The organism is Fimbriimonas sp. LA-C6, from assembly GCF_055398105.1.
The window spans coordinates 3172179-3184468 of sequence record NZ_AP038796.1 but is presented as its reverse complement, the minus strand read 5'-3'; the positions used below and the strand labels follow the sequence as shown (position 1 = coordinate 3184468).

Below are 12290 nucleotides of genomic sequence, written 5' to 3'. Positions count from 1 at the left end.
GAGACTATTTTAGCGACATCAGGGCTATTGCCTTGTCGCGTTGCTGGCTGTGGTCCACGATGGGAGCTGGGTAGTCGATGCCGTAGGATAGTGAGTCCATGGTGCTTGGGCTGTGGATCACTGAGGGCGGGAGTTCGGCGAGCTCGGGCAGCCACTCTTTGATGAAAATCCCTTCAGAGTCGAACTTGATGCTTTGCAGTGCTGGGTTGAAGATCCGGAAGTATGGTTGCGCGTCACAACCTGTGGATGCGGCCCACTGCCATCCACCGTTGTTGGAGGCGAGGTCGAAGTCGAGGAGTTTTCGGGCAAAGTAGGCTTCACCTTTGCGGTAGTCCACTAGTAGGTCTTTGGTGAGGAAGGAGGCGACGACCATTCGGAGGCGGTTGTGCATGGTCCCTGTTTGGTTGAGGCATCGCATAGCTGCATCCACGATGGGATAGCCGGTGGTCCCTTCGCACCATGCGGTGTAGTGCTCTTCTGAACCTGGGTACTCGATGGCTTCGTATTGGGACTGGAACGGCTTTTCCACTACGGCTGGAAAGTTAGCGAGGATGTCTTGGTAGAACTCACGCCAGATCAGTTCGGCCACCCACTTGTCCCTTCCCTTGGTGTAGCCGGTGAAGCCCGAGCGGAAAGCTTCCCTGACAGACAGGGTGCCAAAACGAAGGTGGACAGAAAGCATGCTGGTTCCGTTCTTAGCTGGGTAGTCGCGTTCGTCGTTGTAGTGATCGATACGATGGAGGAATTCGGCGAGCATCCGATGGGCGGCGTCCTCACCCGGCTTGATGACAAGAGTGGACGGCACGAAACCGATGTCTGAAAGTTCCCAGTCGTGTCCAAATGGCTCTAGTTCGGCTGCTGGAATTAGGCTGGAGAGATCGCTTTCGCGCTTTGCGAGATCGGTATCTGGTTGCAGGGCGGTGCGCCAGGCCCGCGCAAACGGTGTGTAGACTTTGAATGGGAGATGGGATTGGTTGAGAATTTCACCTTTCTGTCGGATGGTGACATCTAGAACGCTTGTGAACTTTATGTCGAATTCGCTCAATTTTCTTGCGACTAAGATGTCTCGGTGAATGGCACTTGGTTCGTTGTCGCTTGCGACAACAACTAAGTCTGCTTTGAGTGAGGCAGCCAGTCTTGGGATTTCATTGATGGGGTCTCCGTGCAGCACCACGAGCTTTGAGCCGAGTTTCTGAAGCTTGCGGTCCAGTTCCTTTAAGGATTCGTGAATAAACGTGACGCGCTTGTCGTCTTTGTCTTCCAGTTTGTCGAGGATGGAGATGTCGAAGACAAAGACTATTGCTACTTGATCTGCGAGCTCAGTAGCCTTGGCCAGCGCGGAATGATCGTCCAGTCGCAGGTCTCTTCGGATCCAACAGAGGGCCTTTCGGTGCGGCTTTCCCATGAATTCTCATCTACGGATCTAATTCCTAGTTCGTCGCACGCTACGGTACTCTCCCTAGCAATGAGACTAGCTCTGATGCTGCTGCTGATCCCTGCTTGTGCACCGGCCCAACATGTTTGGGAGAAGCCGATCGCTCCAGGCTTGATCTATCGCGAAGAAGTGGATCTTGTCACGCCTCGGCTCATCCATGCGTTGCGGCTCAGTCTCAAGAGTCCTGCTGTTCATGCGATGCCCGAGCTTTATGGGCATACGGTTTTTGAAGAGGGGTCTATTACAGGACGAGGTCCTATCACGGAGTTGGTTGAGCAGAGCAATGCCCTCGCTGGAATCAATGGGGACTTTTTCTCTATGGCGAAAGCTCCTTCTGGGTATCCGCTTGGGCTGATGGTGCGGCAAGGGGAGCTTATTGCCGTTCCTAGTCAGCGTGTGGCGTTGGCGTGGGGGCCGCAAAGTGCAAAGATCGGCTTCGCGAAATTCAGTGGGAAGCTTCAAGCTGAGGGGGGGATCTCGGTCACGATCCAAAAGCTCAACCAGAAGTGTCCTGTTAACCAAGTCACCTTGAACACTTCCACTGCTGGTCTTGCGATTGTGGATGAGGGTTGCGTGTCGGTGACGATTAAGACGGGTTCGGCTGTGTGGGCACCGAGCACAGTGGTTTCTGGCGAAGTAGAAGCTATTTCTGGCACGGCTGCGCAGTTTGCCATTCCTAAGGACTGCGTTGTGCTGGTTGCCAACGGCACTCAGGCAGATCAGCTAAGAGGGCTGGCACCGGGAAAAAAGGTTGCGATTTCACTCAAGACCGAGGGGTTCGACTGGGAGGGGATTGAGAACGCTATCGGAGGTGGCCCTGTGCTCCTGAAAGATGGCAAGGTGAGTATCGATGCGTCTGCCGAAGGATTTAACGAGGCGTTTGCTTCCAAGCGACATCCGCGGTCCGCTGCCGGCATCACTGAGGACGGAGACTTGTGGCTCGTGGCTGTGGATGGACGTCAGAAGGTGAGCGACGGAGCAACGCTGGAAGAGATGGGCAAGATCATGCTCAAGTTGGGATGCGTCCAAGCAATCAATCTGGATGGAGGCGGCAGCACGACTCTCAATGTACTGGGACTCACAGTGAACCGACCGAGCGATGGGCGCGAGCGGGCAGTGGCGAGTGGCATTGTGCTGATCGGTCCAAAGCCCATCAAGACTTCGGCAACGTTGAAACTTGCTTCCCCGGCACAGGCAAATCTCGGTGCTGATGCTCAACTTAAAGTTACCGCCAACGGAAAGACGGTTCCGCAGGCTCTGGTGATCTGGTCGGCGCAAGGGAGTGCTTGGATCGACCAGGGGGGCATTTTGCACCCGATAGTGTCTGGCCCTTGTACGGTTTCTGCCATGGTGGCAGGGCAGCTTCTGACCGCCAAGCTAAACGTGCTGCCGGAAGCTGTCAAGAAGAAAGTCAGAACCAAGAAGAGCGACGACTGAGTTAGTCGTGGAACCAAGTGAGAAGCTCGGTTGAAACAAGCTCGTGTCCTTTTCGGTTCGGGTGGTTCACTTGGGACATGATCTCCTCCAAGTGACCACCTTTGCTCGTGTACTCCTTGAAGAGAACTAAGCTGTCTACCAATCCGACACCGAATTCTTTGGCAAGCGCACGAATCTGCTCTGCGTGCTGATTTAAAGGATCCTGCGGGTCGTCCATCTTCGAAGAAAGATCTCCCGTGGGGGTGAGTAGGATCACCTTTGCGCCTTTTTCCTGGGCCGCCTTGATCATCGTGGTCCAGGCTGTTTTGGCTCGTGGGAGGCCTATTCCCCGGTCGTTGAGGCCGTAATCGATGGTTACAACATCGGGCTTGAGCACGAGTACATCTTCTGCGAATCGCTTGGCGCCCTGTTCAGAGTTTTCACCACCGATTGCGGTGACAATCACGTTGATCACGGCCTTTGGGAAACGCGGTGATAGACCGACACGAAGCAGATGGGGATAGGCGTCTAGCGACTGAACGGCAGGGGTCTTGAAGTAGCCTGCGGGGACACTGTGACCGTGGCATACGACGGTCATTCGGTGATTGGCGGGCCAATCTACTGCGCACTGTTTGGCGAAATCACTGAGGTACATCTTCTTGTCGGCTTGAGCTAAGCAGCAAGCGCAGGAGACAACGAGCGCCAAACAGATGAGCAGCTTCATGTTGGTACGGACGTTACCCAAGAAAAAAGCCTCCGAACGCAGTGCGCTCGGAGGCTTTTGATTTATCTATTTGAATACTTCGACCGGCTTGAATGTCTCTCCAAGAACGGTGCCGCTGTCGCCACCGACCCATTGGTCGAGAGTTGCAGCGTAGACTTCGCGGAAGTCGATGGTGTGCCGGATGTCTCCGTCTTGCAGATTTGCAAGATCGGGAACCGGGCCGACGACTCCACCTTTAATGCGTGAACCGATGAGCATCATCGGCGCTGCAGCTCCGTGGTCAGTGCCTAGGGATGCGTTTTCTTGGGCACGGCGTCCGAATTCGCTGAAGACTAGGACAATTACGTTGTCTGCCTTGCCAATGGCTTCCATTTCCTTCTGGAACGCGTTGACGGCATTTCCGAAGCCTCCCAGGAGTTTGGCGTGCTGGTCTGGCTGTTTGGCGTGGGTGTCGAAGCCGCCTGCTGAGAAGTAGATCACACGTGTTGCAGGTGAGGTCGCTACTAGTTGGGCAATCTGTTTGAATCCGTTTCCAAAGGAGTCGTTTGCGTAAGTCTGCTTAGGCGTGTAGAGCTTCAACTGGCGGTTGAGGACTCCCATGGCATCGAGCGCTGACTTGCTGGCTTGTTGGACTGCACGGGTTGCGGAGCCTGTCATGGCGTCCATGCCCTGAATCTCTCGCAGCATCTTCTCCGAGTCTGGGGCGCCGATCATGCTCTGCATATCTGCAAGACTTGCGAAGCAGGGGATGCTTGCCTCTTTGGCCGCTAGCGCGAGGGGCTTTTCCGTGGAGAGACCGAGTGCGACCACAGGATTGAGCGGGTGGTGCGCCATCTGCTGATCGAAGTGACGTCCGAGCCAGCCATATTTGAGCTTGCTTTCTGGACTGGCCGACTGCCAGATCTCCATGCTCTTAAAGTGGGATCGGTTGGGGCGAGGATAGCCGACGTTTTGGATTACTGCCACTTTGCCCTGTTTGTACAGCTCATGCAGACCAGTCAAAGAAGGATGGAAGCCGATCTGCTCGTTGATCTTAAGCACCTGAGTCTCTGGAATACCCACAGTGGGCCGTAACGTGTAGTAGCGCTTGTCCGCGTAGGGAACGACGGTGTTGAGACCATCGTTACCACCCGAGAGTTGGCAGACAACGAGCACGGTGTTGCCCATTGCCTTGCCGCCTTTGGCTTGCCGAAGCACATCGGCTTGTGCAATGGTGCTTAGCCATTTAGGAGCGACTAGGCCTACGGCGATCATGCCTCCGGCTTTCAAAACTTGACGTCTACTTAGATCCTGGCTCATGGTGCTTCCTCTTATTATCGGACGATATTGGGTGAGACGGGAAGATTCTTTAGATGTTCACCACAAAGGTATTCTGCAAATCATGTTTGACCGCAAGACGGCAGCTCTATCATTTGCGTCAGCTGGTGTTTTGGCGGGAGTGACCTTGTTTGTTTTCGGCACCTTGCGTGATTACGGTCCCGAGAGCACGATTCGACGGTTTCACCAGCTGTATCTTGCAAAAGATGTTTCCGGATTGCAGCAGACTTTGAAGCAAGATGTTCGTTCCAGCACCGCGAACATTTTGTTTCAGCAACTTTCCGAGGTGTATGGTCCAGGTTCTCAGACTCCTCGTGTTGCCCGTATGGATCGCCAGTACAACAAGGTGAATGCGCTGGTGGCTTACCACTTACCCGGCGGCAGCATCAGCGCTGTCATGTGGATTGTGGTGAAAGAGGACCGAGCTTGGCGGATTGATGCGAAGGCGACTCTCTTAGCGACTCGGCAAATGAGTCAGGCCACTAGGTCAGAGAAAGAATAGCTTCTTCTACTGTGGGTGGGCGGTGGATGACGAACCGCACGTCGCCGTAGCCTTCGGCTAGAAGCTTGGCTGCGATCTCCTGACCTTCCTTGGCTTCCATGATCATTCCGTCGGCGGTCTGCTCGACGCGCACATCAAAGGGTTCTACGAGCGCCCTTACTCCGGGTTGGTTCTCGGTCGCGACTTTCAGTGTATGGGGCGGGCCGTTGCGGATGAGATCCTCGATGGATCCAGCAAAGCGGACTTGACGGTCTCGCAGGACGACGACGGCATCAAACTGAGCGACTAGGTCTGGGCGATTGGTGGCTACCACGACACATGCACCACGTGACATGAGTGTGTTTAGATGGTCCATGACGGACTTGAGCGTCCAGGGGTCGAGTCTGTCTAGCTGGCCATCGAGCAGTAGGATCTTGGCATCGCTCACGAACATTTCTAGGAGTTCGCAGGCCGCTATTTGACCACTGGAGAGATTGGTTACGGGTTCGTTGCGCACTTCCCATAGGCGAGTGGCCATTAGGACTTCCGTGGCGGCACTGGCTATGTTCTGGGCCTGTGTTCTTCGGGCCAGGGTTAGAGGTTTTGCTCGTCTGCTGAGTTCGCCTTCTATGGCAAGGTAGTGCTCACCTGATCGAACGATGGAGCCTTGTGCAAGTCGTTCTCGGCCCGCGAGAACATTGAGCATGAAGCTCTTGCCCGAGCCTGATGGGCCCACGATTGCTACGGATTGGCCGGAGGAGATGCCCATGGAAAGGGTCGCTCCTCCGCTTGTTAGAGAGATATGGTCGAGCCCAAGTCGCTCGCTCATACAGCGGGAAGAACCAGCAACTCCTTGGTGGATTTCGTGAGGATCTCGATGCCGTCATCGGTCACGACTACGTCATCTTCGATGCGAACGCCGCCAAATCCTGGGATGTAGACACCTGGTTCGATGGTCCAGATCTGACCTGGCTCTAGAACGTCGATGCTGGTTTGACCGAGTCGTCCCGTGTCGTGAACCAGTCTTCCGAGGCCGTGTCCCAGTCCGTGTCCAAAGTATTTGGAGAGGTCTTTCTCGTCCATCACTTCTCGAACTTTGCGGTCGATATCCACTCCTTTGACGCCTGGCTTCATCATTTCGAGAGCCGCGAGCTGGGACTTGAGGACTTGGCCGTAGACTTCTCGGTGGCGGTCGGACGCTTCGCCTACCACGACGGTGCGGGTGATGTCTGAGTGGTAGCCGTTGACGGTAGCTCCGAAGTCCATGGTGAGGAAGTCACCTACTTCTAGCTTCTTTTCGCTGGCCTTTCCGTGGGGGCGGGCACTGCGCTCGCCGCTGACCACGATGGGAGTAAAGGCGACATCGGCGCCTTGTCGTCGGATGAAGAACTCGAGGTCTAGGTTCAGATCGTATTCGGTGATGCCAGGCTGGATTCTGGTTCGCAGATATTCAAATGTTGCATCGGCGATTCCACAAGCTGCCCTTACGTTGGCGATCTCGTCTGGAGTCTTTACTTGGCGAAGCGCACCGAAGAGGTCTTCGGCAGGTAACAGTTTGATGCCTTGGAGTTTCTCAGATGTTTTGAGAAACGCATCGTAGCTGGTGTTGACCGCCTCGAAGTACAGCTCGGTGATCCCCATCTCTTTGGCCTTGGTTGCCACAAACTCATCGCCCGTGACTGGGGTTGCGAAGGAGGCGGTTGGGATGCCGTACTGCACCTGTTCTTGCGCTTGGAGTGTGTAGCGGCTATCGGTGATGAACTGAGCTTTGTCTGCGGTGACTAGGACTCGCGAGAACGAGCCGACAAAGCCGGTGAGCCAGGCTACATTGGTTGCGTCTGACACGAGGAGTGCACCGACTCCCTTGGCTGACATAAGACTTCTTAATCGATCGAGTTGGGACATCAAACTACCTCTCTGTTCATCTTCAAAAGGGCATGGAGGGCTAGGATGTAGCCATCGCCGCCAAAACCTACGATTTGCCCTACCGTGATGGGAGCGATGACCGAATGGCGGCGGAACTCCTCTCTATTGTGGACGTTGCTTAGGTGTACTTCCACTACTGGGAGTCGCACGCTGACAAGGGCGTCTCTTAGTGCGATGGAGTAGTGTGTGAGTCCACCTGGATTGATGACAATCGCATCGGCCCAGCGTCGGTGCTCTTGGATGGTATCGATGAGGATGCCTTCCGAGTTGGACTGGAGGATGCGAATGTCGAGTTTCAGCTCGCGCGCTGCCGCCTTGATCTCGGTGTCGATTTCTTCGAGCGGCTTTTTGCCGTAAACATCTGGCTCTCGAAAGCCGGTCATGTTCAGATTTGGCCCGTGGAGCACGAGCACCTTCATGGTGGTTTCAGTCATTCGGTAGTTCCTCGGGCGGTACGGCGTCTTCTGGCAGCAGTTGTGGGATGCCTTGGACAACCGGGTAGCCGCATCCGCATACGGGGCACACAAGGAAGGACCCACGGAGTTGCAGCGGGCCGCTATCGGTGTGTTGCGGACACCGTAAAATCTCTAAAAACTTGGGGTCGATCAAGCCATGGCTCCCAAATACACGTCTAGCGTGCGTTGCGCGGTTTCTTCCCAAGTGAACGTTTGTTCGCGCTTGAGGCCTCGCTGCGCAAGGACCTCCAATTTACTCGAATTTGAAAGAATATCCCCAAGGGTCCGAGTCCAGTCTTGGCTGAGCCAGGAGGGTTCGACCACGGCTGCGTCACCGGCAACCTCTGGGAGCGCCCCACCGACCGAGCACATGACGGGGCAGCCACATCGGAATGCCTCAAGGACTGGGATACCGAAACCTTCATGTCTGCTAGGCGCCAAATAGAGTTCGGCGGCGCTGTAGAGGGCGCATAGCTGTTCCTCGGTGACATAGCCAACCGCTTTCCCTCGGCTGCCAAGCAGTTTGTCGCCCCAGCCTGATTTTCCAGTAATCACCAGTTGGTGGGGGAACCGATCTGAGAGTCCATCGGCTGCATCTACTGCGAGTTCCATGTTCTTTCGAGGCCACCGTGTACCTACGGTGAGCATGTATGGAGTGCTCAAGCCGAAATCTCTTTGAACCCGTTGGGTTGCCTCCTCTCTTGGAACTCGTTTCACCCAAGGGGCGCATGCGTTGTACGTGACATGCGTTTTGCCTCTTGCGCTTGGAATGAATCTCTCGATCTCGCTGGCGGAGGTGTTCGACACCGTGATCACCGCCGACGCACGCCGCACTGTGCTGGGAATCGACTTTTGAAGAAGGATTCTGTCTTTTGCTTTGAACCATTGAGGCCCAATGAAGAACGAAACATCGTGGATGGTTGTAACTCCGCCTTTTTTGATGAGCGGGCTGAGGCTGTATTGCGAATGAAGCACTTCTGCGCCCAGTTTCTTGGCCGTTCTTGGAAAAACGACGGTGCTCCACCAGCGCGAAGAGCGAGCTGGCACACAAATCCACTCGAAAGCGTCGTTCCAGGGAATTTCTGGGGGGCGATTGCTGTTAGAGATAAACAGGAGCCGCATGCGTGGGTCTACTTGGGTAAGGCCATATAGGAGCCCGGTCCAGTAGCTGCTATCGCCTGTGTTGGTTCCTCCAATCAGGCGAGCGTCGATTGCCACCGTTTTTTGCTTCATAGAAGTGTTTGCGGCATGAATCCTGCAAGAGAGAAATAGATCACAATGTTGGTAGCGATTATCCCCGCTTGGGAGCCATTTTAATGAAAAAACAGAAAAAGCCGATCGTGCTCGTTACTGTGCTTGTCATCTTCCTAGTATTTGCTTGTGCGATGAACTATACGGGTTCCAGTAAATCTGGCCCAGAAGGCGGGCCGCCAAAGTCGGGTGACGACGGAAAGACCGTTTCTGCTCCTCGCGAGGCCGACTCGAAAGAGTCTGTTGCAAACAGTGTGAAGAGCGGACTGACGGCAACGAAGAAGGCTGGACCTGATGACGAACCTCCTGCTCCTCAAAAACCAGGCGGGCCTCCAGTCGATCCGAGAAAGGCACCTTTGATTCAGTCTCCCAAGATGGCAGCTGCTGGCGATGTGAAGCCAAAGCCAAACGAATCGAGCACATCGACTCAGTGGTATCCGACTGACGCAAGTCACTGAAAATATTGAGCCTGGCGTGGCATGACAAAGAGTCGTCCCTCTGAGGATCTGATTCTTTCGAATGCTACGCCATAGGTTTTATCGAGTTCTGGGCTTTCTAAAACGTTCTCAAGTGGTCCGTCCAGAACGATCTTTCCCTTGTTTAATAAGACTGCACGACTAGCAAATTGCGTCGCCAGATTCAAGTCGTGGACGGCAGCTAGCACAGACTTACCCTCTTGAGTGAGTGAGCGAATGAGGGCCGCTACGGAAAGCTGGTGGGGGGCGTCGAGATGAGACGTTGGCTCGTCTAGCAAGAGGAGATCGGAACCTTGCGCTAACGCCCGTGCAATGTAGACACGCTGCTTTTCGCCGCCACTCAGCTCGGTCACTGGCCTTCCGGCGAACTCTCTGCACTCGGCCCGCGTCATCGAATCCTCTGCAACGGCCCTATCCTCTGGTGTGTCGAAGATTCCCGTGCTCCGGGCGATTCTTCCTAAAGTCACGACCTCTCGCACAGTGAATGCGAATGGGTTGGATTCCTCTTGCGGTACGACCGAAACTAACTGTGCCATCTGGCGGTCGTCCATAGATTGCAATGAGTGACCGCTAATAGAGATCTCCCCTGATTCGATGGAGATCGATTTCGAGATGGCCTTGATGAGCGTTGACTTTCCGCTCCCGTTTGGGCCGAGCAACGCGATGGCCTCGCCTTTTTGCGCCGTGAGACTGATTCCCTGGAGAACCGTACGGTCTGCGTAGCCGCAGACCAACTGACGAACCTCCAGGAGTTGTGTCAATCGAGAATTCCTCCACTGAATGCTCGGAACAGGCCTGCATAGGCTCCGTTTGCTGCCAGTAGGTCGGTGTGAGAACCTTGTTCGATAACTTGTCCTTTACTGAGGACGAGAATCTTGGAGGCGCGCGCTGCGGTGGTGAGTCGGTGTGCGATGAATAGAGTGGTGCGCTCCTGCATCACTTCGTCTAAAGCCTCTGTCACCGCCTTTTCGCTCTCGGCATCGAGGGCAGAGGTTGCTTCGTCGAGCAGGAGAAGCGAGGGCTTTCTTACGAGTGCGCGTGCGATGGCAACACGCTGTTTTTGTCCTCCGCTTATACCTGCGCCGCTCTCGCCAAGCTGGGAGTTGAAGCCAGCTTCCATCTGGTCTACAAACTCAAGCACGTGGGCATCTTTAGCGGCGATTCTCAGGTCTTCATCTGATGCGGAGGGATCTCCCATGCGGATGTTGTCTGCAATGGAACCCGCGAACAGGAAGGTCTGCTGAGGCACGACGCCTATTTGATTTCGCAGCCACGAGATACTCAGCTCGCGAATGTCCACGCCGTCGAACAGGACCTGACCTTCGGACGGATCGTAGAATCGGAGAAGAAGATCGGCGATGGTGCTCTTGCCTGCGCCACTTGGGCCGACGAGGGCCAGCGAGGTTCCTGGGGCGAGCAAGAAGCTGACGTTCCTCAAGGCTTCAGTTCCATCGGGATAGCGGAAAGTGACGTTCTTGAACTCGATCTGACCCTTCGGCTCTTTGATCGTCTTCATGCCGTGGTCATCTTGCACCTGATCGGGAACGTCGAGGACTTCCCCGTAGATTCGGTCGCTCGCGGCTTGCACCTGGTTGTAGGTACTGGTGACGGAGCCGATACTTCTGAGGCCTTGGTTGATTCGGTCTAGAGCAAAAATCAGTGCAGCAACTTGGCCGAGTTCCAATTGTCCTTTGAACGAGAGCCAACCACAAAGATAAAGCACCGCAGCCATGGCACCTGCTCCGATCAACTCGACGAGTGGGCGAAGAGAGGCATATCTTCTTGCAGCAAACAACTGGCTATTGAAGCTCTTCTCCACTAGCCCCGAGTATCGGTTGACCATGAGCTGTTCTGCGGCAAACGCCTTGACGACCCTCATTCCCTGGAGCGATTCGTTTGTGGAGCCGCTAAGCTCAGCCAGGTCGGCTTGAACATCGGACTGTGCCGAGCGCATTTTCTTGCCGTTACGGTTGATGACATATGCCATGGCGGGCAAGAAGAGGAACGTGACGCCTGCGAGCTGGCGTTGCGTGATGATGATGTAGCCAAACGCGATGAGCGCGCGCATCGGACCGTCGATGCTGTCTCGAATGATGGAGACCGCGTTCTGATAGACGTTGACGTCATTGGTGAGGACGCTTTGGATCTCTCCCACTCGCTTTTCTCCGAAATAGGAGATGGGGAGCCGTTGCAGCTTTCCGAAGAGACGCTGCCTCAAGTCGGTGGACAGCCTTGCTGCTGCCATCGTTAGGTAGTAAGATTGCCCGCGTGTGAACCAATACTTGACGCTAAACACCAGCATCACGAGAAGGCAGTAAATGCCCAGCTTTCTAACTTGACCTAAATTGCCTTGGGGTGAATTCTTGCCCTGTTCGAGCAGCTGTAGCACCTTTTCTTGCGGGACTTTTAGGGCAACACTCAGTGCCTTGCTTGAGGCTCTTCGCTCTTGATCGTCAAGTTCTCCGGTGGTCTCATCGAACGCCTTATTGACTTCTTGCCGGAACGATTCGTTTTCCTTGTAGGACTTCACTAGTTGCGCAGGATCAAGACCGAGATCTTTAGCGATGTCTTTGGCTTGCTCTAGGTAGTCGTCACGCTTGCTGATTCTTCTTTGTTGATTGGCGTATACGGAGGGAGCCGCGTCCTGGATCGCCGAGATGCTTTTTTGAAGCAGCGGGATGGTTAAGCCATCAAGGATGGACATCACCGCTACGCACACCATTCCCAGCAAGATCGTTTTGCGCTGAGTTTTAAGTTCAGCGGCAAGACGCGGATCGAACCGGCCTATTGGAAAGATCTTCTTCAACAG

13 protein-coding genes are annotated in these 12290 nt (G+C 54.8%); 3 read left to right on the top strand and 10 right to left on the bottom strand.

The features are described 5' to 3' along the window. Nucleotides 1-4: 4 nt before the first annotated feature. The gene (locus ACZ51B_RS14800) at nucleotides 5-1405 is read right to left on the bottom strand and encodes a cryptochrome/photolyase family protein (RefSeq protein WP_464294108.1); all 1401 of its coding nucleotides are present in this window, start codon (nucleotides 1403-1405) and stop codon (nucleotides 5-7) included. A gap of 60 nt (nucleotides 1406-1465) precedes the next feature. Between ACZ51B_RS14800 and ACZ51B_RS14795 the strand changes: the two genes are divergently transcribed. Continuing rightward, on the top strand, nucleotides 1466-2872 hold the full coding sequence (locus tag ACZ51B_RS14795; RefSeq protein WP_464294107.1) for a phosphodiester glycosidase family protein: 1407 nt from the start codon (nucleotides 1466-1468) through the stop codon (nucleotides 2870-2872). Nucleotide 2873: 1 nt separating this feature from the next. Here the strand turns inward: ACZ51B_RS14795 and ACZ51B_RS14790 are convergent, their stop codons facing one another. Both ACZ51B_RS14790 and ACZ51B_RS14785 read right to left on the bottom strand, forming a co-directional pair. Further along, nucleotides 2874-3575: an SGNH/GDSL hydrolase family protein gene (locus ACZ51B_RS14790; RefSeq protein WP_464294106.1), complete on the bottom strand. Its 702-nt coding sequence runs from the start codon at nucleotides 3573-3575 to the stop codon at nucleotides 2874-2876. A 66-nt stretch (nucleotides 3576-3641) separates the two neighbouring features. After that, nucleotides 3642-4874 (bottom strand): DUF1501 domain-containing protein, encoded by a 1233-nt coding sequence (locus tag ACZ51B_RS14785; RefSeq protein ID WP_464294105.1) that lies wholly within the window; start codon nucleotides 4872-4874, stop codon nucleotides 3642-3644. An 82-nt stretch (nucleotides 4875-4956) separates the two neighbouring features. Here ACZ51B_RS14785 and ACZ51B_RS14780 point away from each other — a divergent pair, with 82 nt between their 5' ends. Then, nucleotides 4957-5394, top strand: coding sequence for a hypothetical protein (locus tag ACZ51B_RS14780; RefSeq protein WP_464294104.1), 438 nt, complete (start codon nucleotides 4957-4959; stop codon nucleotides 5392-5394). On the opposite strand, the gene ACZ51B_RS14775 is transcribed toward ACZ51B_RS14780, so the two are convergent. From ACZ51B_RS14775 to ACZ51B_RS14755, 5 genes are read right to left on the bottom strand one after another with little or no spacing between them, the layout of a single operon-like run. Then, on the bottom strand, nucleotides 5375-6202 hold the full coding sequence (locus tag ACZ51B_RS14775; protein ID WP_464294103.1) for an ATP-binding cassette domain-containing protein: 828 nt from the start codon (nucleotides 6200-6202) through the stop codon (nucleotides 5375-5377). The two genes, ACZ51B_RS14780 and ACZ51B_RS14775, sit on opposite strands and share 20 nt — an antisense overlap. Beyond that, nucleotides 6199-7278: a M24 family metallopeptidase gene (locus ACZ51B_RS14770; RefSeq protein WP_464294102.1), complete on the bottom strand. Its 1080-nt coding sequence runs from the start codon at nucleotides 7276-7278 to the stop codon at nucleotides 6199-6201. The genes ACZ51B_RS14775 and ACZ51B_RS14770 overlap by 4 nt, the downstream gene beginning before the upstream one ends. Beyond that, on the bottom strand, nucleotides 7278-7718 hold the full coding sequence (gene aroQ, locus ACZ51B_RS14765) for a type II 3-dehydroquinate dehydratase (RefSeq protein WP_464297190.1): 441 nt from the start codon (nucleotides 7716-7718) through the stop codon (nucleotides 7278-7280). The genes ACZ51B_RS14770 and aroQ overlap by 1 nt, the downstream gene beginning before the upstream one ends. 7 nt (nucleotides 7719-7725) lie before the next feature. After that, nucleotides 7726-7908, bottom strand: coding sequence for a Trm112 family protein (locus ACZ51B_RS14760; RefSeq protein ID WP_464294101.1), 183 nt, complete (start codon nucleotides 7906-7908; stop codon nucleotides 7726-7728). Next, nucleotides 7905-8987, bottom strand: a complete 1083-nt coding sequence (locus ACZ51B_RS14755) for a glycosyltransferase family 4 protein (protein WP_464294100.1) — start codon at nucleotides 8985-8987, stop codon at nucleotides 7905-7907. Before ACZ51B_RS14755 ends, ACZ51B_RS14760 begins: the two co-directional genes overlap by 4 nt. 83 nt (nucleotides 8988-9070) lie before the next feature. Here ACZ51B_RS14755 and ACZ51B_RS14750 point away from each other — a divergent pair, with 83 nt between their 5' ends. Then, nucleotides 9071-9463, top strand: coding sequence for a hypothetical protein (locus tag ACZ51B_RS14750; protein WP_464294099.1), 393 nt, complete (start codon nucleotides 9071-9073; stop codon nucleotides 9461-9463). On the opposite strand, the gene ACZ51B_RS14745 is transcribed toward ACZ51B_RS14750, so the two are convergent. After that, nucleotides 9457-10242, bottom strand: a complete 786-nt coding sequence (locus tag ACZ51B_RS14745) for an ABC transporter ATP-binding protein (protein ID WP_464294098.1) — start codon at nucleotides 10240-10242, stop codon at nucleotides 9457-9459. The two genes, ACZ51B_RS14750 and ACZ51B_RS14745, sit on opposite strands and share 7 nt — an antisense overlap. Further along, nucleotides 10239-12287, bottom strand: coding sequence for an ABC transporter ATP-binding protein (locus tag ACZ51B_RS14740; protein WP_464294097.1), 2049 nt, complete (start codon nucleotides 12285-12287; stop codon nucleotides 10239-10241). The genes ACZ51B_RS14745 and ACZ51B_RS14740 overlap by 4 nt, the downstream gene beginning before the upstream one ends. Nucleotides 12288-12290 lie beyond the last annotated feature (3 nt).

Excerpts from the sequence above, each read along its gene's own strand:
- ACZ51B_RS14800 (WP_464294108.1), bottom strand. The coding sequence starts at position 1,405 with ATGGGAAAGCCGCACCGAAAGGCCCTCTGTTGGATCCGAAGAGACCTG.
- ACZ51B_RS14795 (WP_464294107.1), top strand. The coding sequence starts at position 1,466 with ATGAGACTAGCTCTGATGCTGCTGCTGATCCCTGCTTGTGCACCGGCC.
- ACZ51B_RS14790 (WP_464294106.1), bottom strand. The coding sequence starts at position 3,575 with ATGAAGCTGCTCATCTGTTTGGCGCTCGTTGTCTCCTGCGCTTGCTGC.
- ACZ51B_RS14785 (WP_464294105.1), bottom strand. The coding sequence starts at position 4,874 with ATGAGCCAGGATCTAAGTAGACGTCAAGTTTTGAAAGCCGGAGGCATG.
- ACZ51B_RS14780 (WP_464294104.1), top strand. The coding sequence starts at position 4,957 with ATGTTTGACCGCAAGACGGCAGCTCTATCATTTGCGTCAGCTGGTGTT.
- ACZ51B_RS14775 (WP_464294103.1), bottom strand. The coding sequence starts at position 6,202 with ATGAGCGAGCGACTTGGGCTCGACCATATCTCTCTAACAAGCGGAGGA.
- ACZ51B_RS14770 (WP_464294102.1), bottom strand. The coding sequence starts at position 7,278 with ATGTCCCAACTCGATCGATTAAGAAGTCTTATGTCAGCCAAGGGAGTC.
- aroQ (WP_464297190.1), bottom strand. The coding sequence starts at position 7,718 with ATGAAGGTGCTCGTGCTCCACGGGCCAAATCTGAACATGACCGGCTTT.
- ACZ51B_RS14755 (WP_464294100.1), bottom strand. The coding sequence starts at position 8,987 with ATGAAGCAAAAAACGGTGGCAATCGACGCTCGCCTGATTGGAGGAACC.
- ACZ51B_RS14750 (WP_464294099.1), top strand. The coding sequence starts at position 9,071 with ATGAAAAAACAGAAAAAGCCGATCGTGCTCGTTACTGTGCTTGTCATC.